Source organism: Kamptonema formosum PCC 10802 (assembly GCF_000332335.1).
Lineage (GTDB): Bacteria > Cyanobacteriota > Cyanobacteriia > Cyanobacteriales > Oscillatoriaceae > Oscillatoria.
The window spans coordinates 579,549-604,666 of the sequence record NZ_KB235949.1 but is presented as its reverse complement, the minus strand read 5'-3'; the positions used below and the strand labels follow the sequence as shown (position 1 = coordinate 604,666).

General features: G+C 53.8%; 27 protein-coding genes. 15 read left to right on the top strand and 12 right to left on the bottom strand.

Translation table 11 applies throughout. The features are described 5' to 3' along the window. Positions 1-169: 169 nt before the first annotated feature. The gene (locus tag OSC10802_RS0133140; protein WP_017721063.1) at positions 170-505 is read left to right on the top strand and encodes a hypothetical protein; all 336 of its coding nucleotides are present in this window, start codon (positions 170-172) and stop codon (positions 503-505) included. A gap of 4 nt (positions 506-509) precedes the next feature. On the opposite strand, the gene OSC10802_RS0133135 is transcribed toward OSC10802_RS0133140, so the two are convergent. Further along, positions 510-2,291 carry a sensor histidine kinase gene (locus tag OSC10802_RS0133135; protein WP_017721062.1) on the bottom strand — a complete coding sequence of 594 codons (1,782 nt, stop codon included), beginning with the start codon at positions 2,289-2,291 and terminating at the stop codon, positions 510-512. A 155-nt stretch (positions 2,292-2,446) separates the two neighbouring features. Next, entirely contained in the window at positions 2,447-2,680 is a 234-nt protein-coding gene (locus tag OSC10802_RS51890; RefSeq protein ID WP_155969025.1) for a hypothetical protein, read from the bottom strand. Positions 2,681-3,137: 457 nt separating this feature from the next. On the opposite strand from OSC10802_RS51890, the gene accD reads away from it, so the two are divergent. Beyond that, entirely contained in the window at positions 3,138-4,082 is a 945-nt protein-coding gene (gene accD, locus OSC10802_RS0133120; protein WP_017721061.1) for an acetyl-CoA carboxylase, carboxyltransferase subunit beta, read from the top strand. A gap of 287 nt (positions 4,083-4,369) precedes the next feature. On the opposite strand, the gene OSC10802_RS55155 is transcribed toward accD, so the two are convergent. Further along, positions 4,370-4,576 carry a hypothetical protein gene (locus OSC10802_RS55155; RefSeq protein ID WP_155969023.1) on the bottom strand — a complete coding sequence of 69 codons (207 nt, stop codon included), beginning with the start codon at positions 4,574-4,576 and terminating at the stop codon, positions 4,370-4,372. 47 nt (positions 4,577-4,623) lie between these two features. Between OSC10802_RS55155 and OSC10802_RS0133115 the strand changes: the two genes are divergently transcribed. From OSC10802_RS0133115 to psbV2, 3 genes are all read left to right on the top strand, one after another. Beyond that, positions 4,624-4,815: a hypothetical protein gene (locus OSC10802_RS0133115; RefSeq protein WP_017721060.1), complete on the top strand. Its 192-nt coding sequence runs from the start codon at positions 4,624-4,626 to the stop codon at positions 4,813-4,815. A gap of 198 nt (positions 4,816-5,013) precedes the next feature. Beyond that, complete coding sequence (gene psbV / locus OSC10802_RS0133105) at positions 5,014-5,505, top strand: photosystem II cytochrome c-550 (RefSeq protein ID WP_017721059.1); 492 nt, start codon at positions 5,014-5,016, stop codon at positions 5,503-5,505. A 111-nt stretch (positions 5,506-5,616) separates the two neighbouring features. Further along, entirely contained in the window at positions 5,617-6,117 is a 501-nt protein-coding gene (gene psbV2 / locus OSC10802_RS0133100) for a photosystem II cytochrome PsbV2 (RefSeq protein WP_017721058.1), read from the top strand. 131 nt (positions 6,118-6,248) lie between these two features. Here the strand turns inward: psbV2 and OSC10802_RS43030 are convergent, their stop codons facing one another. Both OSC10802_RS43030 and OSC10802_RS0133090 read right to left on the bottom strand, forming a co-directional pair. Beyond that, complete coding sequence (locus OSC10802_RS43030) at positions 6,249-7,295, bottom strand: diguanylate cyclase (RefSeq protein ID WP_017721057.1); 1,047 nt, start codon at positions 7,293-7,295, stop codon at positions 6,249-6,251. Between the two features lie 205 nt (positions 7,296-7,500). Further along, positions 7,501-7,719: a hypothetical protein gene (locus OSC10802_RS0133090; protein WP_017721056.1), complete on the bottom strand. Its 219-nt coding sequence runs from the start codon at positions 7,717-7,719 to the stop codon at positions 7,501-7,503. An 861-nt stretch (positions 7,720-8,580) separates the two neighbouring features. Here OSC10802_RS0133090 and petJ point away from each other — a divergent pair. From petJ to OSC10802_RS51875, 3 genes are all read left to right on the top strand, one after another. Beyond that, complete coding sequence (gene petJ, locus OSC10802_RS0133075; protein WP_026099026.1) at positions 8,581-8,913, top strand: cytochrome c6 PetJ; 333 nt, start codon at positions 8,581-8,583, stop codon at positions 8,911-8,913. Positions 8,914-9,056: 143 nt separating this feature from the next. Continuing rightward, positions 9,057-9,317: a hypothetical protein gene (locus OSC10802_RS51880; RefSeq protein WP_155969021.1), complete on the top strand. Its 261-nt coding sequence runs from the start codon at positions 9,057-9,059 to the stop codon at positions 9,315-9,317. 2 nt (positions 9,318-9,319) lie between these two features. After that, positions 9,320-9,478 carry a hypothetical protein gene (locus OSC10802_RS51875; RefSeq protein WP_017721052.1) on the top strand — a complete coding sequence of 53 codons (159 nt, stop codon included), beginning with the start codon at positions 9,320-9,322 and terminating at the stop codon, positions 9,476-9,478. Positions 9,479-10,085: 607 nt separating this feature from the next. Here the strand turns inward: OSC10802_RS51875 and OSC10802_RS0133065 are convergent. Next, positions 10,086-10,601 (bottom strand): hypothetical protein, encoded by a 516-nt coding sequence (locus tag OSC10802_RS0133065; RefSeq protein WP_026099025.1) that lies wholly within the window; start codon positions 10,599-10,601, stop codon positions 10,086-10,088. A 306-nt stretch (positions 10,602-10,907) separates the two neighbouring features. On the opposite strand from OSC10802_RS0133065, the gene OSC10802_RS0133060 reads away from it, so the two are divergent. From OSC10802_RS0133060 to OSC10802_RS0133040, 5 genes are read left to right on the top strand one after another with little or no spacing between them, the layout of a single operon-like run. Next, complete coding sequence (locus OSC10802_RS0133060) at positions 10,908-11,336, top strand: hypothetical protein (RefSeq protein WP_017721050.1); 429 nt, start codon at positions 10,908-10,910, stop codon at positions 11,334-11,336. Positions 11,337-11,360: 24 nt separating this feature from the next. Continuing rightward, on the top strand, positions 11,361-11,717 hold the full coding sequence (locus OSC10802_RS0133055) for a hypothetical protein (protein ID WP_017721049.1): 357 nt from the start codon (positions 11,361-11,363) through the stop codon (positions 11,715-11,717). A gap of 34 nt (positions 11,718-11,751) precedes the next feature. Further along, positions 11,752-12,366, top strand: a complete 615-nt coding sequence (locus OSC10802_RS51865) for a hypothetical protein (protein ID WP_155969019.1) — start codon at positions 11,752-11,754, stop codon at positions 12,364-12,366. Positions 12,367-12,383: 17 nt separating this feature from the next. After that, positions 12,384-13,400, top strand: coding sequence for an ATP-binding protein (locus OSC10802_RS0133045; protein WP_155969017.1), 1,017 nt, complete (start codon positions 12,384-12,386; stop codon positions 13,398-13,400). A 32-nt stretch (positions 13,401-13,432) separates the two neighbouring features. Next, positions 13,433-13,666, top strand: coding sequence for a hypothetical protein (locus OSC10802_RS0133040; RefSeq protein WP_017721046.1), 234 nt, complete (start codon positions 13,433-13,435; stop codon positions 13,664-13,666). 77 nt (positions 13,667-13,743) lie between these two features. Here OSC10802_RS0133040 and OSC10802_RS43025 read toward each other — a convergent pair whose 3' ends face one another. From OSC10802_RS43025 to OSC10802_RS0133005, 6 genes are all read right to left on the bottom strand, one after another. Next, positions 13,744-13,986 carry a HepT-like ribonuclease domain-containing protein gene (locus OSC10802_RS43025; RefSeq protein WP_017721045.1) on the bottom strand — a complete coding sequence of 81 codons (243 nt, stop codon included), beginning with the start codon at positions 13,984-13,986 and terminating at the stop codon, positions 13,744-13,746. A gap of 103 nt (positions 13,987-14,089) precedes the next feature. After that, positions 14,090-14,380 (bottom strand): nucleotidyltransferase family protein, encoded by a 291-nt coding sequence (locus tag OSC10802_RS0133030; RefSeq protein WP_017721043.1) that lies wholly within the window; start codon positions 14,378-14,380, stop codon positions 14,090-14,092. A gap of 287 nt (positions 14,381-14,667) precedes the next feature. Then, positions 14,668-14,808 carry a hypothetical protein gene (locus OSC10802_RS53610; RefSeq protein ID WP_017721042.1) on the bottom strand — a complete coding sequence of 47 codons (141 nt, stop codon included), beginning with the start codon at positions 14,806-14,808 and terminating at the stop codon, positions 14,668-14,670. A 138-nt stretch (positions 14,809-14,946) separates the two neighbouring features. Then, on the bottom strand, positions 14,947-18,885 hold the full coding sequence (locus OSC10802_RS45145; RefSeq protein WP_017721041.1) for a PAS domain S-box protein: 3,939 nt from the start codon (positions 18,883-18,885) through the stop codon (positions 14,947-14,949). A gap of 957 nt (positions 18,886-19,842) precedes the next feature. Then, entirely contained in the window at positions 19,843-21,969 is a 2,127-nt protein-coding gene (locus OSC10802_RS53605; protein WP_232731871.1) for a diguanylate cyclase, read from the bottom strand. 138 nt (positions 21,970-22,107) lie between these two features. Next, positions 22,108-22,341, bottom strand: a complete 234-nt coding sequence (locus OSC10802_RS0133005) for a hypothetical protein (protein ID WP_017721038.1) — start codon at positions 22,339-22,341, stop codon at positions 22,108-22,110. Between the two features lie 507 nt (positions 22,342-22,848). Between OSC10802_RS0133005 and OSC10802_RS46940 the strand changes: the two genes are divergently transcribed. Both OSC10802_RS46940 and OSC10802_RS0132990 read left to right on the top strand, forming a co-directional pair. Further along, entirely contained in the window at positions 22,849-23,499 is a 651-nt protein-coding gene (locus OSC10802_RS46940; RefSeq protein ID WP_232731870.1) for a hypothetical protein, read from the top strand. 35 nt (positions 23,500-23,534) lie between these two features. After that, on the top strand, positions 23,535-24,788 hold the full coding sequence (locus OSC10802_RS0132990) for an MFS transporter (protein WP_017721036.1): 1,254 nt from the start codon (positions 23,535-23,537) through the stop codon (positions 24,786-24,788). Positions 24,789-25,118: the final 330 nt, after the last annotated feature.

The following is a 25,118-nucleotide window of genomic DNA, read 5'->3' as shown; positions in this document are numbered from 1 at the left end:
TTACAAATCTCATTTAATCGGATATAGCAGCAGTCATATTGGTTAGAACAATAGAAGCTTCGGAAGCTCTGGAGCAAGGGAGGCCGGAATGTAGGTTTCCTAAATGCTTACTGCTATATAGGCGTAGGGGGGCGTCCGCCGAGCCTGAAGGTCTAATGTTCTAACCTAAGTGCATACTGCTATAAAGCCCAACTACGAACCTTTTGGGCTGAAGCCCAACTACGAACCTTTTGGGCTGAAGCCCAACTACGAACCTTTTGGGCTGAAGCCCAACTACGAACCTTTTGGGCTGAAGCCCAACTACGAACCTTTTGGGCTGAAGCCCAACTACGAACCTTTTGGGCTGAAGCCCAACTGCGAACCTTTTGGGCTAAAGCCACAACTACGAACCTTTTGGGCTGAAGCCCAACTACGAACCTTTTGGGCTGAAGCCCAACTGCGAACCTTTTGGGCTGAAGCCCAACTACGAACGGAAACCGCCCCGAAACAAGGTGAATTGCTATAACCCCTCACCCCTTAACGAATGAAGCCTTGCCGGTGGGCTGTGTCACCGGCAGCCCGATGGCAAACTCCGTACCCGTGCCGGCAGCAGAGCAAAACGTAATTCTGCCGCCATGTTTCTTTTCCACAATCTGGCGGCTAATTGACAGCCCCAAGCCGGTGCCCACACCTCTCGGTTTTGTGGTAAAAAAGGTATTAAAGATATTATTTTGCTTGTCCGGCGCAATCCCCACTCCATTGTCCGCAATTCGCACCACCACCCAGTCACTGTCTAGCTCAGTGGTGATGACAATCTGCTTGCCGTCTTGAGATACCTGTTTTTCCTCTAAGGCATCGACGGCATTGCTGAGGATATTCATAAACACCTGGTAGAGCAAACCCATGTACCCTTCAACCGCTGGGATGTCCCCGTACTTGCGCACCAGCTTAATATCCTTTTTGAGCCGGTTGTTGAGAATCATCAGCGTACTCTCAATACATTCGTGCAAATCTACAGGGTGGGGGGCGCTGTCATCCAGGCGGGAGAAATTTTTCAACGTCAGGATAATATCCCGGGCGCGTTCCGTACCGACTTTCATCGAACGTAAAATTTTCGGCAAGTCTTCTTTAACAAAATCCAGGTCTATTTCGTCTGAGTGCTCTCGAACTGCTGCCGGTGGGTTTTCTATCTCAGCTTCGTAAGTTTCCAGCAGCGCTAAAATATCCAATATGTAGCCTTTAGCTGCGTCTAAGTTGCCATAGATGAAGTTGATAGGATTGTTGAGTTCGTGCGCCACATCGGCAAGCGTGCGCCCGAGGCTGGCCATTTTCTCATTCTGGAACAGCTGGGCTTCTTTTTCTGCTTCCAGTTCTGCCAGCAACTGCCTTACTCTGACAATGAGTTGGTTGAGAGAAGTGGCTAAGACGCCCACTTCATCAGCAGAAGTCACCGGCACTTGCAGGTAAAAGTTAGATTCGCGGGTGACTTGCTGAGCGACACCGATGGCTTCTTCCAGGGGGCGAACAATAGCGCGGCGGGTGTAGCGAGCGAACAGGAACGCCACTCCCCCTGACAAGAGGATGCCGGCGGCAACAATCCCATTTTTGACGCGAATGGCAGCCATCATTGCAGCATCCCGCTGCTGTTCGAGATCGCGCCCTACTTGAATGATATCAGTTAGGGCATCCGCAATGCTATCAAACCGGCTCGCAACAGGGCTCGTGGTGAACTCCAGCAGGCGGTTTTGCGCTGCCAATCTCTCGTTTGGCTTCAAAGAAGGTGGATTGATTGGCGCGATGAGTTTATCTAGTTCCTGAAAGTATGCCTGCGGCACCCCTTGGTAGGTTTGCAGGAATACGGGGAGAGCCTCGGCATCAACATCGGTGAGGAAACTCTTCTTTTGCGCTAAGGATTGGACTTGCGACCACAGCTGTTTGACTTGCGCCGCATGAGTGAGGAGATGGGAGTATTCTCGCTGAAACTTTTGCGGCTGTCCTGCTAGAGGAATCAGCTGCTGCTGGTGCCGGATAGACTGGAGTACAGCGGTTTGCAAGTGAGTGAAAAGCCTGACTTCTTCGCCGGTTTGCTGCTCGCGGTTCTCGGCAAGTTGGCGGTAAGAGTCTCCCACCAGCAGCCCCGCTGAGATGCCGGCAGCGGCAATCCCAAAGCTGAGGGCGTAGCCGAGGCTTATTTTGGTTCCAATCTTCAGGCGGCGCACCTGCCGGTTGAGCCAGCCTGAGTTCTCCGATGAGTGGGCTTGCGAAGGGTTGGAAGCGGGTTCAGTTTTTGTTGGGTGAGGCTGAAAAATCATAGTTGTGCCATCCGTGGGCGAGTGGGGAATGGGCGGCTGGGCGGGCAGCAGATTTTAGCCAGCCAGCAGCCGGGTATCCAGCTTGCTGATTGACTGCAGGAAAGTCCCCTTGACCCCAAGCCAGGGTAGATGCTTGAGATTTGTAATTTTATTGTTTAATGTTTTGTAACAGCGCGGTGTGATTTAGCGCAATATTCCCAGGGTACAGCCCCACCGGCAGCTGCCGGTGTTGGGTGCCGGTGGCTCAACCGCTGGGGAAGGGTGGGCTTTCCTGCCCGAACAATCACGCCTGCCGGTGCCTTTGAGCGGTGTGCGGGCAGCGGGCACAGGGGGCTCCCACCCCACACCGCCCCACGATTTGCCACAACCGGCAGGCTCAAGCGGGCCACCCCTCGCTCCCCGGCTGAGGCGGGGAGCGCGAAAAACCAGAAAACGCACTGCTGCCTGAAAATCTGGTAGGTTGGGATAGGGCTTGGGCGGTGCGCCGCCAGAGCGGATTAAGGCCGGTGGCTTGATAAAATTAAGGTCGTCTGTTGGATCGCGCGCTCGAACTACTGGCAGCCGCCCGCAGGCTGAATTGATGCAGCAAGTGCTGGCCGCTCACGAGATCCCCACCCGGATTGTAGATTTGGGAGCGGGGTCTTATTTGGGTGCCGGCTGTCGGGCGGCGCTGCAAGGCAAGCTCACAAGACCGCTGGAGGGCGCTGCTCCTCCTCAGTCCTGTGGAGGGGGAAGAGTCTGGCTTGCCAGAGTGACTGGGTGTCGCTTTCCGGGTATAGGATAGAAAGTCTAAGGGTTTGACCGGCAGGGGAACTGCATGCGTCTAGTAAGGAATTAACCGCTTTCATGTCTCTATTTGATTGGTTTGCAAATCGACGGAAATCTGGCCCAATTAGCAAAGACCGGCAGGAGCGCGAGATTGCCGACGGTCTTTGGAATAAATGCGAGGCTTGTGGGGTGCTCTCCTACACTAAAGACTTGCGGGCGAACCAAATGGTCTGCCTGGAGTGCGGCCATCACAACCGGGTGTTCAGTGAGGAGCGCATCCGCCAGCTAATTGACGCCAACACCTGGACGCCCCTGGATGAGGAACTGCGCCCGACTGACCCGCTGAAGTTTTATGACCGCAAGTCCTATGGGGACCGCTTGCGCGAGTACCAGGAAAAAACCCGCCTGGCCGATGCGGTGCAGACGGGGGTGGGGCAGCTGGATGGGCTAACGGTGGCCCTCGGGGTGATGGACTTCCGGTTTATGGGCGGCAGTATGGGCTCGGTTGTGGGGGAAAAACTCACCCGTTTGATAGAGCACGCCACAAAGATGGGCTTGCCGGTGATTGTTGTCTGCGCCTCTGGCGGTGCCCGCATGCAGGAGGGGATGCTGAGCCTGATGCAAATGGCCAAAATCTCTGGGGCTCTGGAGCGCCACCGCAGCGCCGGTCTGCTCTACATGCCGGTGCTGACTAACCCGACTACGGGGGGGGTGACGGCTAGCTTTGCTATGTTGGGCGACATTATTCTGGCTGAGCCAAAGGCCACTATCGGCTTTGCCGGTCGCCGGGTGATCGAGCAAACTCTGCGCGAAAAGCTGCCCGAGGATTTTCAGAGCGCTGAGGACTTGCTCTCGCACGGCTTTGTGGATGCAATTGTGCCCCGCACCCAGCTGAAGCCAACTCTGGCTAAGCTGATTTGCCTGCATTTGACTCCCCTGCCACCGGCAGCCCACCGCCTGCAAATCCCCCAAGCTATCCCCCTCGAAGAGAGCCGGTCTGGAAAAGTCACCAGTGACCGCTGAGCGGTGAGCTTCAGCAGGACTGCCCTGTTGAGAGTGCCGGTTCAGCCTGACAGACAGGCTGCTAAGGAAAATGCTTTTAATTTGCTTATTCCTGCAATTATCAGATCCGCCTAAAGCTGCTTGAAGCGATGCTCATGGGACTTGGAAATTGGCTATAATAGTGTAAGTTAAATGCATAATTTCCTGATGTGGGCCAGCCCGAGAGCCCCCTCTCACTCCCCCTCCCCGCCTGCGGGGAAGGTGGGGCCCCCTCTGGGGATAAGAGGCAGGGGGTTGGGGTGCCGGGTTCAACATCGCTTGGAATATGCAGCGCCGGCCTGCCGGCTCCCTTGACTTTGACGCTCCGGTGTGGTAGGGAGTTCTGGCGGCGCAACCGGCTGCCGGTGAGTCTGGGGTGCGAAAATCTGACGCGGGATGTCAGCAGTGGGAGTGAATCCCGCAAACGGGATTGAAATTTGACACAGGTGCATCGAAAGGTGCGTAGAAGGTGGCATTATATTGACGTGGCTCTATCAACTCCTTTCAGCTAACCATCATCATTATGGGGTTTGCCGATTTGTCTATAGCAGAAATCGCCTCCGATTACAATCTTCCTGTAGAGGAGGTTTGCCGGCTGTGCGACCGGTTGGGCATTGCCTACAAACACCCCCAGACCCGTCTGGCGTTGGAGGATGCCAAGGCAATTATGTCTCACATCATCGCTCAACGCCAGGAGAGCGGTTCTGATGGGTAACCCCCAGCAATGCCCGGGGGAAAAGTTCTGCTTCAGATAATGTCTGGGGACATGTTTGTCAACCCCGAGATGGCCGGTGTGCTGTCAGAACGGTTCGGCGGCTCCGCAGCGTGCTGGGCGGCCAGAACAGGAGTAGATACCACCGATCTAAAGCTGTGTTGAGCGTCCAATAACTAAGGCTATTTTTTGAGGAAAACCATGCGGAAAAGGTACATCTGGCTTGCTGTGGCCACTGTATTTTTGGCGTTTCAGATGTTTGTGGGTGGGGCTAGTGCGGTGCAGCTGGATGCAGCAACCCGCACGGTGCTGCTGAACGAGCAGGGTGACACTGTTGTGTTGAGCTTGAAACAAGTCGAACAGGGCAAACGCCTGTTTAACGATACTTGCTCTCAATGTCATGCGGGGGGCAAAACGAAAACAGACTACAATGTGGGTCTGTCAACAGAGACTCTGGCTGGAGCCAACCCGCCTCGCAACAATCTTGAAGCCCTGGTGGATTATCTGAAACACCCCACAACCTATGATGGGTTTGACAATATTGCTGAGTACCACCCGAGTAAAGATAGCGCTGATCTTTTCCCGGAGATGAGAAATCTCTCGGAAGATGACCTGTATGCCATCGCCGGTCACATTCTCGTCCAGCCGAATATTATTGGGCCAGCCTGGGGAGGCGGCAAGGTCTACAATTAAGAACCTGCCACAAAAATGTAAACAGTAAAATGTAAAAAGTCAAAAGTCAAATGCTTTCCTGGATCTTTTGCCTTTTTACTTTTTACTGGCATCAGAAGAGGTTGATATCCAATGCTGCGCCGATTGTTCTCAGTTCGCGGTGTTCTAGCGGTTTTAGCTGCAGTGCTTGCCGTGATGGTGGCCAGCTCGCCGGCTTGGGCGGCGAGTGTGGACCCCTATGTGTTCCGGTACTTGAAAGCTCGCGAGCCGGTGCCGGTGGAAATGGACGGACAGGGTAGCACACGCCTGTTTTCTCCGGCGGACCTGACCGCCGGCAAGCGCCTGTTTGAGCAAAGCTGCATCAACTGCCATGTGGGGGGAGCGACTTTGCCCGATCCGAGCGTGTCTCTGTCCCTGGGCGATCTCAAAGGGGCGACGCCTCCTCGCGACAATATTAACGCTCTGGTGGCCTATTTGCGCCAGCCCATGATTTATGACGGCAGCGACATCACTTTTTGGTGCCGTCAGGTGCCTGAAAGTTGGCTGTCCCAGCCAGAGATAGAAAATTTAGCGGCTTTTGTTTTGAGATCGGCGCAAACCGCCCCGGGATGGGGGACGGAAAGGTTTGATTAATTTGCCGGAATCAAAAAAATTACGCTTGGCGCTTTAGTCGGGATAAAGCAGGATTATGGTTTTTTGGCCATCTCTAGAACAGCGCATTTCCGTTAAAAAAATTATGGTTTAGCCCGGGGCGGGCTCAGGGCTTACAGCTGGTTGAGACTGCCGAGAGGTTTCTCAACCCGGGGCTGTAAGGAGTGGGTTTCCCCGACGGCAAAGGCCGGGGGCTGCGCCATCTGGAGGCGATTGCGACCCTGCCGTTTGGCCTGGTACAGGGCTCTGTCCGCCTGGTGCAATAAGTCTTGGCTGCTAAGCGGGTTGGATTGGCTGGCGATTGCGCCCCCTATGCTGATGGTGACCGGGATCGCTAAATCTTCAGACACCTGGATGGGGTTACTGGAGATGGCAGCGCACAAGCTCTCACCATAGGCCCAGGCGCTGTTTGGGCTGATTCCTGGAGCAATGCAGACGAATTCTTCCCCGCCGTAGCGATATAAAAAACTGCTGGGGCGAGTGCTGCCCTGCAAGCGTCCCGCGAGGGCGCGCAATACCCAGTCTCCCGCCTGGTGGCCGTAGTTATCGTTCACGAGCTTGAAATGATCCACATCAATCACGAAGGCGCATAAATACCGGTAGCGAGCGCCGGCCTGACGGGAGCCCACTTGCTGCAGCAGGTGGGGCAGGGTTTGCTCCAGAGCCCGCCGGTTCAGCAAGCCTGTCAGCTGGTCGGTGAGGGAAAGAGACTCTAGCAGTTCGTTGCGAGCGGAGAGTTTCTGGTTGGCCGCCAACAGGTCCCGATTGGCCGCACTCAACTGCTGCATTAACCGTCCCACGCGGAGTCCAGCTCGCACCCGCGCTTGCAATTCATTCATATCTATCGGTTTCCACAAAAACTCGTCAGCGCCAGAATCGAGCCCCTCCACCCGATCTCCGACGCTGTTGCGCCAAGTCAGCAAAATAAAGAACGCGGCTGTCAGCTGCTCATCCGCCTTCAGCTGCCGGCACATTTGCAAGCCATCCATCACCGGCATCATCCAATCGCAAATTATTAAGTCCGGATGCAGCTGCCGCGCTAGCGCCAGACCCTCTTCGCCGTTTCTGGCCACTGTGACCTGATAGCCTTCTGTTTGCAGGGTTCTTTTGAGCAGCAACCGAGTGGCCGAATCATCATCAACAATCAAAATGTGTGACATGAGATGTGGCAGCCCTGTTGAATATTAAAAAATTGTTACAAACAAGGCGACGCTGGGAGTTTTATGTATTAATATCATAGCTTTCATTCCATACCCTTCATCGCTCTGCCGGCTTGGCTTCTCAATCCAAAACTCTGCGCCATCTCCGAGGGGGACAGGCATGCCGGCGAAGTGGGAAGCCTGACGCGAAGCGCCTCCTTTCCGCTCAGGACTCGATCCCGAGCTGCCGCCAACAGCCATCAACCACCGGCCTCTGGCAATCTATTGCGGCAATGTCGCAGTCGCTTTGGGCTAGCAGAACTAGCACTCCGGGGAACCGCGCCGCCCTCTCCCGACTGTTAAAGATTTTGAATGGATTGAGCGTGAGTTTTCCACTGTTCGAGCTGTCTTCTGCCACCATAACTTGGCCTGAGAGGTTATTCATCAAGAAAAAGTGAAGTCACTTGAAACCGGCTTTCTTCTCGTGGGCACGCCGGAAGTAGGGGTGGGGCAAGCTCACATCCGAAAAAACCCAGAGACATTTTTGCAGTGAGTCCGCAGTTAGCAGGGGCGAGCTCACTCACATCCGGAAAAACCCATAGACATCTTGCGCGCACCGGCCCCTATAACGTCAGCAAGATTCCCGGTTTCTGGTCCCGGTGCTATCTTAACAATTATTTTATAAACCGGCTCCCAGTCCTGCTGAGAGCCCTTCGCCCCCCGCAGGATTGCGGCTCTTGCGGATTGACCCAGGTATTTTTCGAGCTGGGGCGTTCCCACTGACCCCGCAGCCACCCCCCCCGGATCTTAGATAATGCAATCCTCCGGATTGCTTGTCGCAATTATCGCCGGCGGGCGACTTATAGCCCTTTCTTGCGGGGAGTCTGCGCCAGCAGTGCCAACCCCGCAAGAGGAATAATCTGTTTAATTAATCTTATTAAGACCTCCCCCTCTCACCATCTCAGCCTCAATCCCAGTCGCAAGTAATTAAACGGAAAATAGGCTAGGGGTGAGGTCTGCGGCCAGATTGAGGCGCGGAAAGAACATCAGGGCTGAGAGCGAGCCAATGGTTGCGACCCTAAAGGTTTTTCCGAGGGAGTATTGACAAAATGCGACATAATTTGATATAAGCAAAAATTTTAAAAAGACGAATAGATTTTTCCCCTTTCCCCTCTCGCCTGGGTTAAGAAGTGGGCTTTTTGCCGGCTTGCGGGTGTAGCTCCGCATGGTGTCGCGTTTTGTGTCAGCGAAGCGGATAAAATGAGGTCTTAGAAAAATTTCCTGTGTTTAGTAGAGGAGCACTATGTTGAAGAGACTCTTATCCGCTGTCCTGATCGCGCTGGCAGCGCTGACCGTTTTCACGGGTCAGCCGGCTCTAGCTGACGGCGCTGCCGGTGCCAAGATTTTTAGCGCCAACTGTACAGCTTGCCACGCCGGCGGCGGCAACGTGGTGATGCGCAACAAGACTCTGAAGAAGGAAGCTCTGGAGAAGTACAAGATGAACTCTGCAGCGGCAATTATCAAGCAGGTGACGAACGGCAAAAATGCCATGCCGGCGTTTAAGGGTCGTCTGAATGCAAAGCAAATCGAGGACGTTGCCGCTTACGTTTTGGACCAATCGGCAAAAGACTGGAAATAGGGCCATCCGAACGACTGAACCGGCAACCCACTGAATGGGGTTGACAAAATGATTGGTTAAGAATATAATCCTCCAGCCTGTCTGGAGGTTTTTTGTTTTGGGGGGTGCCGGTTGGGAGGGGGGGTGGACAGGCGGGGGATGGGGTGGACAGGGGAGAACCCCACCCCCAACCCCCGATTGTCCGCTGCGGGGAGGGGGCTAAGAGACGCCTGGACTGCGCCGGGACGCCTGCGCCGGGACAGGGGAGATGCCGGTCCAAAGTCGGGGTGGGGGGGACAGGCGGGGGGACAGGTAGCGGGACAGGGGAGAGGCCGGTGCAAAGTTGGGGTGGGGGGACAGGTAGGGGCGTAGGACAGGCGTCTCGCCTGTCCTACGGTCCGCGCCCCAAGTCAATACTGCGATAAAAGTGCTGATTGCAGAGGTGGTTGCCCAGCAGCTGGCTCACTCGCTGCAGTCCGCTTCTGCCGGCTCAAAGAATCCGTCGGGTCATTATGTACTTCCCAAAAGAACGCCGGAAGAACAGATGGAGAGGAATAAAGCTGCGATTGAAGGGTTAGACAAGTGAGCAGAAGAGGGAGACGAAGAGGAGCAGCGAGAGACATTTGAATATCTGCAACAAGCATGAGATGAAGACCGGCTTTCAAATCGACCTTTATTTACAAAACAATAATAATTGTGTTATAATTAGGTTCTTGGAACCTATTAACAAATCCAGGACTTACGCAAAACCTCTATCTGTAGGGTGGTTTAGCGGTAGCGTAACCCACCACACACCACATTAAGTGGCGTAAGTCCTGAAATCTCAAGGCGACACCGTTAAGGATAGAGTGCCGGTTCTGGGTGCGATGTTTGATGTCAAAGGGCTATAGGGTGATATAGCAGCAGTCACTTAAGTTAGGACGTAGGACAGGCGTCTCGCCTGTCCCTATCCTTACTAGCAAGTGAGATGCCTTGTCCATTACTGAGCTGCCTATTGCTATACTGCCTGAGATAGCAGATTGGAAAGTGTGGCGGGAGTTGCGGCGGGCGAATAAGACTGCCGGCATTGCAAGGCTTGATGAGTTTTGTTAGAAAAACTGCTAGTCGGACAGAAACTTGGGAAACTGGGCGCGGGGTTGCCGGTGGGAGAGGTTGCGCTGGGAATTGGGCGCGTAGTGCGTTCCTGGCAATCATCACTTGGGATATTCGCCGGTGTCTGGGGCGTCTGTTTTTTGGGATTCTGAAGGGGCAGGCAATTCAAGTCGAACCTTGATATCAATTGTTATTGTATTGTTGTTCTCCAAGCCTATATTAACTATATTTACTAAAGGTTCTAATGGCACATACTTTTTTGATTTAGATTCAGGAGGCGACTGAGTTTTATATCCTGCTGACTCTAGCCAGGTATTGATATTTCTCCAATTTCCTATTGGCTCATCTGGGGAATTGGCCATCTTTTTAAAGTATTGGTATAAAGTTTTACACAAAAAAACCTCAACTCCCTTGGGACTCTGGAGGAGTTTGCGGGCCATTTCAGCGGGGCTGTTACCGCACAGCAGCCCTCGCAGGTAAAGCTTTTCCGTGTTTGTCAGCCCCTTTCTGGCGCGAGGGGCCAGTTGCCGCTTGGCCTCGGCCAGGGCTTGGTACAGCCTTTGCAAGTCCCAGTAATGGGCCGCCTCGGCGAACATCTCCTCCTTATTATTTGCCATTGCAGTGCCGGGAAATTGGTAACGTGAGCCTAACTGAAAATTATAGCCTCTGTTAGTCGCCAGTTAGGTGGGGGGAGTTTATTATGGGTGTAAGCGATGAGGTTGAGCCTGCCGGCTGGTTCGCTAGCCAGTAGAAATACTCAAGCAGTGGCCAGGAGCGCGGTAGGGCTTGCGATTGGATCGCGAGACGACCGGCACCCTGATTAACCTTTAGGTTCTTCATCAAAGCACAGGTGCCAAAGCCCTCTCCTCTCAGTCCTCCAATTTAGGGAGGAAGGGGGGATAGCCCACAAGGAGTCAAGAGAAATGGTTTGGGATATTCTGCTGCAAGCCGCTGCAGCCTTTGTCCTGGGTGCAGCAGCCGGTTATGCTTTCGCTACCATTGTTGAGGCTTTATCAAGAGCTTTTGCTAGGTTATGGGAGAACCTGGTTGCAGCAGTTAAGGAGATTTGGGGATATGTAACAGAGGCAACCAAATACTATCTGGCCTTGATAGCTCAGTTTTTAGATAATAATTGGCCAGAGATTGAATCCTACCTGCGCCAAGAGTTTGGTTATAGTAGGGAGTGGCTGTTGGCTGTTTTTCAGGACGGTCTGGATACCATTCTCGCATTCATAGACCCAAGGCAAACGTATCGCGAGCCTTTTTTAATGTCAGTGAGGCCGGTGAATCAGGAGGAAGGTGTTCAGTTACCTACAGTGCAGAACCCAATGGTCACTAAACTGACGGTATAGTAAGTAAGTTTGGAGGTAGCTTAAATGGGCTTTTTCGCATGGCTTGGCGGTCTGGTAGATCAGTTGATTGACTGGCTGGGACGAGCTGCGGCTGCTTTTGTAATATCTTTAGTTTCCATCATACAAGCAGTATGGCATACCGCGATTGTCGGGGTTCTGATTCCAGCCTTTGGGATGGCCGATATTTTATGTGCAATCGTTTACGCAGGAGCAATTCTCACTGAAACTTTAATGGAGATTTGGGACCCCAAATCTCTCAACAAACCCTCACAGCTTTTCAGCATTGAGCAAGCACCTGAGAATACTCCCTTGCCCAAGCAGCGGTCAGAAGTGACAAAAGTAATGGTTCTGAAAAATCTCCAGTATTCTGAAGATCATTAAGGCCGCGATCTACATTCCGCATTAGGATTGAACTATGCCCCGCAACTCTGAACCAGAAAAGCTATGGAACCCGGAATCGGAAACTATCTATACTGTTTTAGATTTTCGCTCACCTTACCGTGAGGGTAGTTTGAGAAGGATTGAACTGTTTGGCCTACCAGGACTTAGACTGAATAACGGTCAATCTGTTGTTCCTGAGGAAACACAGCGCTTTTTCGATGATTTACTTGTTGGCCCCTTATTTAGGTCAAGTATTCGTGTCCGCGACTGTAATTTTAGGCAGCTAAAGATATGGCTGTATGACACACATACAAGACCGGAAGAAAGAGAGTATGAAGTCCCATCTATTGACAGTCGCGATTTGCCGATTGCCTCGAATGTACTGTTTTCTAAGCTAGAAGCGATTTATGTTCTTGATAATGAGTTAACCGGCCCAGAATACCAAAAGTGGGCGAGAGACGCTAAAAAACTGCTCGCGCCTCTTTTTAAGAAGTTTATCGCCCGGCCAGAACCCTGGGATATCTTGGCCAACAACTCTGTTGTTCAGTTTTTCCAAGACTTAGGTGAAACCTTAGGTAAAAACCTAGAGCCGTACAGCAAAGCCAAGAAAAAAATTACTTTCAATGCTTTGATTGTCCAAATCGACTGAAGGAGCTGATAATTGCCATGCCCAGACCTGATAGAGCGAGAGAGTTTATGGAGGCGCTTGGCTGCACCGGCATCTCTGGAAATGAGAGAAACGGTGAAGGCCAAAGAGCCAACCAAAAACAAGAAGTTGAGGGGGTTGATAAAGCCCCTGACTCCTCAATAGATTTTACCCCATATCTGAGAGATCCAAAATACACTCTAGATGATGTCATCCTGCCGAATACAACCAGACATCAGGTAGAATCAATAATAGCTGAACTGGAGTTTCAAGACTTAATTTACAGGGAGTGGGGGATGGGTGAAAAGCACAAGCTGGACAAAGCCCTCTCCGTCAACTTTTCGGGTCCGTCTGGTACAGGCAAAACTCTCACCGCTGAAGCCCTCGCTCATGCGCTAAAGCTGAAAATTTTGGTGGTTCCTTACCAGCAGCTTGAGTCTAAGTATGTTGGCGACACCCCGAAAAACATCGCCAAAGCCTTTGAGTTTGCCACCAGTCAAAAGGCAGTCCTCTTCTTCGATGAAGCAGATTCGTTCTTAGGTAAACGTCTGGAAAATGTCAGCCAATCCACTGACACTGCGGTTAACTTAACCCGCAGCGTTATGATAATGCAACTCTCTTCCTACGAGGGGATTGTCATTTTCGCCACAAACTTAATCCGTAACTACGATCCGGCTTTCATCAGCCGTATCCGGTGGAAGGTTCAGTTTGATTTACCGGATGAAGAAGCACGCGCCCAGATTTGGCAAGCTCAGATTCCCCGCAAACTTCCTTTAGATGATAAGTCGGTAGATTTTGCTGAACTTGCTAAGCAGTTTGATAAAATATCCGGTAGAGACATCAAGAATGCTGTCTTAAAAGCTGTAGTGGCTGCTGCCAAAGAAGACAAGCCCAAAGAAAAAAAGCGTGTCACCCAGTCTCATTTTAGCGAGGCAATGACTGAGATAATTGAGGCTAACAAGGCGGCTGAGAAGCAGGAATTCACAATAACGCCCGTCAATGGGAAGGTTGAGTTGCCACCTCAACCGCCTCAGTGAGAAGTGAACAAGTACCCCAGAAAAAGGATATTATGGCGACTGAATCGTTTAAAGTTTTGCAAACATTTGGCATCGATTATACCAAGTATAAAATTCTGGTTCAGGCTAAGAGCAGCAATCGTTACTTTGTCTGGTATGAAGACAAGATTGAGGCAGATGTAGGTCAAGAAGTTCTTATAACTTATGAAGGCGACAGTTGGCAGACGATAAATAACCCCTCAAATGGCAGGAGATCCAGGATAACTCATTCAGAAAAAGTGAATTAGCCGGGAAGCGCAAGCGCCCTTCCCCTCTCTCACCCCCCAATCCCACCGGCACTCCCACCCTACCCCACCCAAAAAAACTAACCTCCCCTAACCTCGCGTTGCAATAATTCCTGCAACACCGGCACTAGGGGAGGTAAATCATCGCGGATGGTTCTCCAAAGTCTTTCTGGATCTATTTGAAAGTATTCGTGAGCCATTACATTCCTCATGTCACCCATCTGACGCCAGGGAATCTGGCGATACCGCGACTGAATTTCATCAGGCACATTTATAGCAGCTTCACCGATGATGATAAAATTATACAGAATCCCTTGCCTCAAAATTCATTCCAGTCTGGCGAAATCCTCAAAAGTCATCCCAGCGGTAGTTTGCTGAATTCGCTCAATCGCTTGCAAGATATCCTGAATCCGCAGTGGCCATTCTCTAGAGGGCACGGATAGCCTCCTTGAGAACGGGTTCCCGCAAATGTTTCCTCAAAGCGTTCTCGGTTCCCAAATCTACAGAACACCCCAAGATATCCTCTAAGTAGTGCTGCACTCGTAAAAGTTGAAATAGCCCGCCAGGTTCAGCAAACTCCACTAAAAAGTCGGCATCACTGTCGGGGCGTGCTTCATCCCGCGCCACCGATCCAAACAAATCCAGCGACTTCACCCCCAAAGCTTTTAATTCTTGCCGGTGCGCCGCCAAAATTGCCAGTACCTCGTCTCTTTTCATCCTCCCTCCTGCCAATCACTTACGTTTAGTTTAGCACATCCCCGAACAAACGTGGCAGGATTTGCCGGCACTGCCGGTGCGGGATGCCGGTGTTGCCATTCCCCGGCGTTGCAGTAAGACAAGATTATATCACCAAAAACCCTATCTCTTTCTCCCCCTCCCCGCGTGTGGAGAGGGGGTTAGGGGGTGGGGTTCATTCCCCGAATATTCAACGCCATTCCCCCACCGAACCAAACACCGGCTCGCCCCGCCCCAACCCCCTACAGGTTGGCAATCTTTTGGGAAAACTAGAAAGCCGCACTGCCATTTTTCCCCTCATTCAACTGAGCTAAAGTCCGCTCTGTCAGAGCAATTGGCAACCCCTCCAGCGCCACAGAATATTCGCACTGCTGGTATTTGCCATCCTCCTGCAACCGAAACGCCAGCACCCTTTCGCCCCTGATATATACAATTCAGTATTCCGGAATTTCTAGATCCGCATACAGTTCCTTTTTTTCATCCAAATCAGTCGCAAGAGTAGTGTCAGCCTGCAATACTTGCCAACCCGCTCGAGCGGTGTTTCCGGTTCAGGAGGCGGTGACCGAGCGATCGCGCCCTAGGATTTTAGCGCGGTAGAGCGCCGCATCAGCGGCTCGGATAACCGCCTCGCCGGCCAGACCGTGCTCTGGGAAGACCGCCACGCCCAAAGAAAGGGTAATTCCGCCGAGGGGCTGCCGGTGATGCTCCATATTCAAGTGCTTAACGCCCTCACGCAGCCCCTCGGCTCGCTCCTGGGTGTGTTCCAGAGACGCTTCCGGCAGAATCAGCATGAATTCCTCACCGCCATACCGGCAGGCAATATCAGAAGAGCGGATATGCTGTTTCAAGAACAGGCCCAACTCTCGCAGCACAGCATCACCGGCTTCGTGACCGAAGGTGTCATTAAAGCGCTTAAAGTGGTCAACATCTAGCATGATAATCCCCAGGGATTGCTGTTCTCGCGAAGCGCGGTGTATTTCTCGGGTCAGCGACTCTTCCAGATAGCGCCGGTTGAACAAACCCGTAAGCGGGTCGCGAATGCTCTGGTGCTGGAGGGATTCGTACAGCTTTAAATTGGCAAGCGACAGAGAAATCTGCCTGGCCACCGTCACCGCTAACTGCTGTTTGGATCTGGTTAATTGCCCCGGTTCCATAAAACTCAAATACAGCACCCCCAGAGTTTCCCCTTGCGCCGCCATCGGGATGCAGAAATACCCGCTAGGCAAGAAATCGCGCTCCAGGTGGTTGCAGAGCAAACCGCTGCGGGTGTCTTCAACAAGATGAGGCTGCCCCCGGCGCAGCCCGATGCATTCATGGGTAGAAAACAGCGTCTGGCTAGTCACAGGTCTGCCCCAAGTGGTTATCGCTTCCACAAGGTTTCTGGAATTGCTGATTGTAAACACCGCTCCAGAATTATTAGGGAATAAGAGCGGCACCACTTGGGCAATCACCTTACAAGCCTCCTCGCGGGTCAGGCAGGTTTGCAGCAAATCGCTCATGTGGCTGAGCAAACTGATTTCGTCGTTGCGCTCCTCCAGTTCCTTCACCCAAGCCTTGAGTTGCTGGTTAGCTTGCTGCAGCGCCTCCTCCGTCCGCTTGCGCTCCGAGATATCTCGATGGATAGCAATCAGAAACAGAGGTTTGCCTGCCGTGTCGCAAAAAGCTTTAGCCGTCGTTTCGATTTCAATAAACGCTCCATTTTTTTTGCGGCTGAGGAGTTCATCGCCAAACACGCCTGTTTCCTGGATTTGGTTGATAATATTGGCAGCAGTCACCCCCTTACTGTCATGCCGGTAGAGAAAATTCAGCGGCTTGCCAATCACTTCCGAAGCCGCAAACCCAAAAATTTGTTCTGATTTGCCCATCCATTTTTGAATAGTTCCCTCCAAGTCTGTGAGGACGATGGAATCAGGCATTTGTTTCAGCAGTTCATCCGAAAAACGCAGCACCTCTTCCGCTTGCTTGCGCTCAGTGATGTCGAAAAACGAAAACACTACCCCATACGGCTCCCTCTGTTTCGGTCGGAACAGAGGTCGGGCATTCACAGAAATCCAGGTCACGATTCCTTCCGGTTTGCGAACCCCCATCACCACATTAGACTGCGGTTCGCCGGTGCGCAAAGTCACCATCGCCGGGTGAATCTCAGCCGGGAAAGGAGAGCCATCTTCGTGAATCGCACTCCAGCGCAAAGCCAGGGACGTCCGGCCCGTCATCTGATGGGCGGAAAGTCCGAGAATGCGCTCAGCGCTGGCATTGCAAGTGCTGCTCCTGCCATCTGCGTACAGCAGGACAATCCCCTCAGCTGCCGTCTCGATGGCAGAGCGATAGCGCTCTTCGCTTTCCCGCAGCGCTTCGGCAGCCTGCTTGCGCTCCGTGATGTCGCGGGTCATTTTTGCGAAGCCGCGCAGGACTCCGCTATCGTCTCGCAAGGCTGTAATCACCACATTTGCCCAGAACCGCGACCCATCTGCGCGGACGCGCCACCCTTCGTCTTCCACCTTGCCGCTGGCTGCCGCTCGCTCCAGCAACCGCTGCGGCTTGCCTTGCTGAATGTCTTCGAGTTGGTAATAGCACGAAAAATGCTTGCCAATGATTTCTTCTGTCCGATAGCCTTTAATCCTTTCCGCTGCGCGATTCCAACTCACCACATGCCCGCTTGGATCTAGCATGAAAATCGCGTAGTCTCTGACACCCTCCACCAGCAAGCGATAGATTTCTTCGCTCTGCCGCAGCGCCTGCAGAACCCGCACGCGGTGGGTAATGTCTCGATTTATACCCCGATAGCCGAGCAATTTACCCTCTGAATCGAAGACGGGGACCCCACTGGTTTCCAGAACAACCAGCCGCCCGTCTTTGTGGAGATTTGTGTTTTCCAGGCATGAGAATGGCTGGTGCTTGGCAACTATCGGGCCGAACATGTTGGCAGCGCGAAACGCCTCTTCTGGAGGCATGAGATCGAAGGGGGTTTTGCCCAGCACTTCTTCCGGCAGGAAACCCAATAAGTCGATCACTTTGGGGTTGCTGTAGGTGTAGGCACCACTTTCGTCCACTTCCCACACCCAGTCGCTGGCGGTTTCCACTAAATTGCGAAATCGCCGCGCTTGACTGTGCGGCGCTTCCTGCGCTCGGGCTGCCACAAGGGCAGCCCCTACGCTCTGGGTGATGTCGCGGATAGCCGCAATGCTTTCCTGTATCGCTGCTGGCTCATCTGTGAGTGGGGTTGCGCTCGGCCCCGCCCAAATCCCCTCGGGCGCTGGCGAGTTGGTTGCGGAGATTTCGGCTTCACTTGCCGCCGTTGCGCCCGGTTCCTGGTTTCCCCCTTCCAGGGCGACTGTCGCGCCGTCGCCGCTGCGCTCAAGAATGGATTGCAAGAAAAGCGTTTGATTGCGCAGCGTTTCGCAGAGTGCCGCCAGTTCTTCCGCCCGCGCTAAGGCATCTGCGACAGCCCGCTCTCGTGAGGTGATTTCTGTTTGCAGCTGCTGGCTAGTTGCTTCTAGTTGCTTCCTGCTGAAATGCGCTGTTTGTGCGAGACGGACTGCTAATGTCAGGAGAAAAGCCACTGCAATTCCTGCGCCTAGCGCTACCTCCGGGAGAGGGGATCGCTGCAAAGCCAGTAAGTCGGGTGCCGGCATGACTCGCACGCGCCAAGTGGTTCCATAAAACTCTATTTTTTCTTCTTTGACCCACTTCGGATTGGGCTTGCCGGCGCGATTGCTGCGGTAGATTTCTCGGTCGCCCAGGAAAATAGATATGGTGTATCCGCGCCTGATGTTCTGGTTGAGGGTGCCATCGAGCAATTCCTGAGTGCTCAAGACTCCGAGAATGTACCCGTCGGGCGTTTTTGGATTTTGAGTGGCGGATTTGGGATTGGGCAATCTCCCCCCCACTTCAGGTGCAGGACCGCGAGTCGCGCCTGTACATTGCGGCGCTTGCGAAAAAATGGGGACAGACACTAGGAAAGTCTTGCCACCCTGCGCCAGGTTGGCAGAGCCGGTGACGGTGAGGTCTTGCCGGCGGCTGGGAAGGGCCACAAGGGCCTGGCGCTGCGCTGCTAGTGCGGGGCTGAGTTTTTCCGCCGCCTGATACGCCTGCCGGCGCACAGTCCAGCTGGTGTTCAGCTCGGAGTCCGCCCACTGGATGGCAAGGTATCCGCTCCGCTGCAGGACATAGAGTGCTGCCTCGGCTTGCCATTGCTTTTGGGACGGCTTTGAGCAATTCTCCCAGCGCTTTCCCAGGGAGACTAGGGCCACGAAGAGCTGCTGCATTTGATTCGCCAGTTCGATTTTGACGCTCGCCGCTTCTAATTGAGTCTTCCGCTGAATTTCAGCGTCTTCGTGCGCCGCCAGTGCCTGCCAGAAGAAGAGAGTGATGGTTAGGGCGACGCCGCCGGCCAGCCGGTGCAGAAAACGCGACGCTGCGGACGAGAGTCTCCCCAGGACAGACGCCCTCAGGGCTGGCCAGCGCTGGGACGGGCTCTGTTTTTTCATGAAAAGTTTAGATACTTTTTTTGTTTTCATCCAGGCTGAATCAGATTATCTATATTTAGAGTTTCTTAATAAGATGATGCCTCTGTTTGGCCTCTGGCAAGACCTTTACTGCCCTTTCCGCAAAAATTATTAAACTTTCTAATGTCTTGCATATTATAGCGATATTGCGCTATAATAAAAAACCCCTCCACTGGGTAAAGAGGGGCGGCGTTCGCGCAGGGGGGGAGAGGGGGAGAACTTTTCTTGTTTGTTCCTTGTTCCTTCTTCCGGAGAGAGGAACAGAGCGAGAGTGGGGGAGAAGATGATGCTAAATTCCCCTGTCGCCTCAGGCGCTCAAACTGACGCAGGCCCAGACGCAAGCTTCCCGCTTCACCCTGGGGAGACGGCTCTTTTCAGTCCGCAGGCGTATATTCAGCCCTGCTGGGCTTGTTTTTGACTCCCGGGCTTGTGGCCCCTGAATTGCAGCGTTCACGTCCCGGTCTGTTTCAATGCCACAGCACTTGTCACACTATAATTCCTTTTCAGATCGACAATCCTAGACATGAGCGATTGGCACCCTACTGGGGGTTTCAGCAACGCTTGTGCCTTGCCCAAGTATGAAGGGAACACAGGCGTTATCTGCCGGGGATTTACTGCCAGACATCCCCTAACCCTCTTGACCGTTAAGTCATAGGGATTTCTTTTTGTCGGAATTGGGATATAGTCCGTATCTTTTACTGGGTTGTGAAGACCATAAGTCCGAGCGTCCATCTACATTCTCGTCAATCAAAGTCTATTACTGTCTGCTCTGTGAAGGAAGTTTTACAATACTCGCTCGCTCAACGACATTGGTTGAGTCCGGTAAAAGCCGCAGCGCGTAGAATCCTGCCTGTGCGGTGATTTTTCTAGTTTAGCTCCAATAAGCCGCAAGCTTAACTAATTTTGGATAAATTTTTGTAACCTGCTGCCAGCCCCCCCTCACCCCCCTGACGGCGACGCCGTAACCGCCCGGTCTCGCCCTGTCTTCTTGGCGCGGTACAGGGCGGCGTCCGCCGCTTGCAGCACCTCCTCCCGGGTGAGGCCGTGTTTGGGGAAGCTGGCCACGCCCAGCGACAGCGTTACCGGCCCGAGGGGCTGCCGCCGGTGCTGGACGTTCAAGTGCTTGACGCCAACGCGCAGCTGCTCGGCTCGCTGTTGGGTGAGCTCCAAGGACGCCTCCGGCAGGATCAGGGTGAACTCCTCGCCCCCATAGCGGCAGGCAATATCTGAACCCCGGATGGAGCCTTGCAAAAACATGGCCAATTCTTGCAGCAGGGTGTCACCGCCGTCGTGACCGAAACTGTCGTTGAAGTGCTTGAAGTGGTCAATGTCAATCATGATAATGCCTAAGGGCAGGCCGGCGCGAGCGGCTCGGTGCAGCTCTCGCTCCAGGAACTCTTCCATGTAGCGCCGGTTGAACAAACTGGTGAGCGGGTCGCGAATGCTCTGGGTTTTGAGGGTTTCCCGCAGTTTTAAGTTAGCCAAAGCTAGGGCAATGTGTTCGGAGACGGTACTGGCTAAATGCTGTTTGCCCTCGGTTAATTTTCCTGGCTCTGGCGAGCTCAAATACAGCAGCCCCAAGGAAACCCCCTGCGCCATCATCGGCACGCACAAACACTGCTCGGGCAGGGGCTGCTGGTAGTGCTGGCACGCCAGTCCGCTGCGCGTGTTTTCAAACAGGTGCGCTCGCCCGCAGCGCAGCGCCCAGCAGTCATTCGGCGCGAACACCGGCTGGCTGGTTGGGGGCGAGCCCCAGGCCGTCGCGGTTTCCACCAGATTTCCTGAGGCACTTATTATATAGATAGCTCCTGAGTGATCGGGGAACAGTTTTTGCATCAGCCGGGGAATCACCCTGTAGGCTTCCTCGAGGGTGACGCAAGCTTGCAGCAGATCGCTGAGCCGGCTCAGCAATCTGATTTCAAAGTTGGCTTCCGACAGTTCCCGGACGAGCTGCTCAACTCGGGAGGTGTGACGCTGGTATCTCAGCAAATAGGCAGTCACAAGGCCACTGAGAATTAACCCGCCGGTGAACGCCGTCCACGCCAAGTGGTATTTTTGCGCCCCTCGATACTCCGGGGTGAGTGTGAGTTGCAGTGACCAGGTGCGGTTGGCGACATTTAGCCTGCGCCGGCAAGCCGCTGGCTCCGGACATGAAAACCGCGCCCGGTGCTGGATTTCTTCGCTGTCTGGACTTACAGTGGCCCGCTGCGTTTTGGAGTCATAAAAGGCCTGGAACCTGTCTCCTGCCGCAGCTGTCTCGTCCTCCAGTAAAAAATTGAGCTTTTCCCAGTCGGGACCGTCTGACGATGCCCTGACAAATTTCGCCAGATTAAAAATGCCGGTGACAAACCCTTTTAGGTTCTGGCGGCGCGTTTGGGGGGTGTTGTGGGGGCGTCCGCTCGCGTAAATGGGCAGCGCCACCGCTATGGACGGCTGCTCTCCCCCCAGCAAAAACCGCCCCGTGGCTGTGAGGGTGCCGGTATCTCTCGCTTTTTCTAAGGCTGAGCGGAGTGTGGCGTCGGAGCCAAAGTCGAAGCCTGCCATGTTGCGAGCTGCTGGCTCGATGTAGGTGGCCGGGAAATATTCCTGGCGCGGCGCAGCCCGGCTCGTCGTCCCCTGAGGCTCTCCTTCCACTATTTGGAAGTTGGGATAGTCAGCGGAAGTTTCTGCCTCATAAGTTTGCCTGCCGGCATGGGTCACGCGAGGCAGCCACGCCAGCGCTTCCGCACTCGGATGGCGAGACAGGGTGCCGCCGGCAAACAGCCTGAACTCTTTTTGCCCCACCGTCGCGGAGGATGCCGCGTAAAAGTCCCCAACGCTTTGGACTGCTTCCAGATGGCTGTTGATACTTTTCTGCATGGCCGCAGCCAGGTTGTCCGCTCGTTTCTGCAGTTCGGCGCTCAGCCGCTCCCGCTCCCAGTCCCACGCCAGAAAAGACGCTGCAATAGAGAGTGCAACCCCGGCGCACAGCACCGCTCCTGCCTGGATGTAGCGTGGCAGAAAGGATACCTTCATTACGCCACTGACCCCCCGGCGCTCCACATTCATTAGAAGTCCCTGCTGCATATCTAATTCAGTTATAGGCGTTCGGTGCATTGGAAAGTGTGTCGCTGCTGATTCCATTCTTGTGAAGCCCCTGTGCATTATGCGAAATCTCCCTTGCGGATCGGAGCGCTGGCATCCAGTCTATTCATAATGCTCGCACTATTTTTCCGCTGAAATGGTTTTCTTTTTTATCCCGCTCTCACACCTTCTCAAACCGCTCCAACTCGCTCGCTCCCGCATCAGGGAGCGCCATTCTATGTTAGCCAAAACTAGGGCCATTGGTGAGGGCAGTTCGGTCGCCCCAGCCCGCTGTTTGGGTTTGGCTTGCTGTCCACCGATATAGGCTTGTAGCGCGTGCGATCTGATTCCACTAAAGTTAAGGGACAGTGCCATTAACTTTTAACTTCTCACTATAGAGAAAACTTGTGAAGGAACTGTGAAGTTTTTTGAAAACCGTTAGCAATTCTTGCAGATTTAGAAGCTATAAAAACCCGATCTGGGGAAATTGTCCGGTGCTTTATATCTCAAACCCACGTTAAATAAGTCACTGCACTCAAAGCCGCCCCGGCTGTCCCCACGTCTCGCCCGGCTGGAGGGATCTGGGGACTTAGACACGCTACCATCCTTTTTTGCGCTTTGAAGGCCGGCGGGAAACATTTTACGTTTAATTTTCTTCCCCTCGCTATATATAGCGCGTCTAAATCATTCGTGTAAATTTCAGACCCCCGATTTCTTAAAGAAACCGGGGGGCTGGGCCATAATTCATCCAACTGTGAGCCCCTATCGCTCGCTCAACCGGACAGGGTGCGCAATTCACTGCTCTGCTGCGTTCTAATGGCACCCCACAGCTGGCAAGCTTTTTAGAATCACCCATTACCGAGTTTTAAGAAAAAAGTCACCATGCCCATAAGTGCGGTTATCTGTCCAGGTATCCACGACCCAAAGCTAACTGAGCGGTTTCTCGAAGAGTTACTGTCAGAAGTAAATAATACATTTCCTTGCGCTTGTCAATCCGCAAATATACTGGTTTTTCCAGCCGAGTCCTGTCCGGCATACTCAGCAGCGCACATTTTGCAGTTTATCAGCGATCGTCTGGGCACTGGGCGCTGCCCCCGGCTCCCTGGGGAGCGGGGGGGAGGGAGCGCGCACAGCAGCGGCAGAGAGGTGATTTTGATCGGCTTCAGTGCCGGTGCCGCCGGAGCCATAGGAGCGGCGACCTGGTGGCAGGCGATGGGCGGCAGCGTTGCGGCGCTGATCGCCCTCGATGGCTGGGGGGTGCCGCTGTATGGCAACTTTCCCATCTACCGGCTCAGCCACGACCGCTTCACGCACTGGAGCTCGGCGCTCCTCGGTGCCGGTGAGGACAGTTTCTGTGCCGATCCGCCGGTGGAACATTTAGAATTGTGGCGAGCGCCAAAAACTGTTCAAGGTTGGTGGAACCCTAAGGCAGGTAGGGAATGGCAGCCACCGCGCCCGACAAATGCCGCCCGGTTTTTAGTTACCCTATTAGAGCGTCACGGTGCTCTCCTCCCACCTGTCTGTGAGCAATGAATCGTTTTCTGTCCCAATAGCGCTAGATAATTGCTATGCTTCCAGCCAGTCCCCCCCCCGCTGGTAGCGGGTTTCGAGCTCTGTTCAAGAATCGGCCCTTCCTGATGCTTTGGAGCGGTCAAATCCTCTCCCAGATCGGCGACAAGGTGTTTTTCGTCCTCCTGATCGGAATCCTGTCGGACTACAGCTCGCCCGATGCCTTGAAAAATTCCATGCGCTCGGCTTTAATGGTGGCTGTGACGCTGCCAGCAATTCTCTTCGGCTCGGCGGCAGGCATCTTTGTTGACCGCTTTGACAAAAAGCAAGTGCTGATTGTCACCAATGCCATGAGAGGGCTGCTGACACTGGCCATACCCATGCTGCCCAAGGAGTTTGTCATCCTGCTGGCGATCGCGTTTCTAGAATCGGTGCTGACGCAATTTTTTGCGCCGGCGGAACAAGCGGCAATTCCCCTGCTGGTGCGCAAAGAGGGGCTGCTGAGCGCAAACGCCCTGTTCACCACCACCATGCTCGGTTCTTTAATCGTTGGCTTTGCAGTGGGGGAGCCCGTACTCAGCCTCAGCAGCAAGTTGGGCGGGGACTACGGTCAGGAAATCACAGTCGGAGGGCTGTACCTGCTGGCCTCAGCGATATTTTATTTGATTCCGGTAAAAGAAACACCTCACGCCGAGCCGCCGCTAGCCTTAAACCCCTGGACTGATTTCAAGGCCGGCCTCCACTATCTCAAGCAAAACCGCTTGGTGAGCAATGCCATGCTCCAGCTAACCATTCTCTATTCCGTCTTTGCCGCCCTGACGGTTCTGGCAATTAATCTGGCGGAAGATATTGGCCTCCACTCCAACCAATTCGGCTTTCTGCTAGCAGCAGCTGGCATTGGCATGGTATTCGGTGCCGCGCTCTTGGGCCACTGGGGCGACCGCTTCCACAACAAGCCCCTGCCCCTGACTGGGTTTTTGCTCATGGGCTTTGTCCTGTGCGTGTTCACCTTAATTAAAGACCTCTGGCTGGGTTTGGCACTGAGCGCCCTGTTGGGTGTGGGAGCCTCCCTGATTGGCGTGCCCATGCAGACCCTAATCCAGCAGCAAACACCGGAACCAATGCGGGGTAAGGTTTTCGGGTTTCAGAACAATGCCGTCAATATTGCCCTGAGCGTGCCCTTGGCGATAGCCGGCCCGCTGACGGATGCCGTGGGTTTGCGGGTGGTGATGCTCGGCATGAGCGTCACTGTTTGCATCGTCGGCGTGTGGGCTTGGCTCAACACCCGCCGCGTGCTGCAAGACGTAATCTAGAGGTGTTGCCCGCCGGGCAACAAATAGCGGCTGCTTTGGGACAGGGATATCCAGGCACCGGGGGAGAACCGTTCACACTAGACACTACACGGCAGTGAAGCCGCGAGCTTTCGGCTGTGCCCTTGCCTGTGCCTTTTTCTCCCCCAAACGCACCAGAGCGACCTGCGTTCCGCCCTCTGCCGGCGGGCGAACTCCCGCATAGCGCGACGCGCGCCGCTGGCGTTACCCCCTTGCCTGTGAGTTGCTGCACAGCAGCTTTTCTAAAATTATTATCAAAATAAGATTGGAAGGTTCAGTCCTAAGGCATGATTGAAGATAAAAGATATGAAG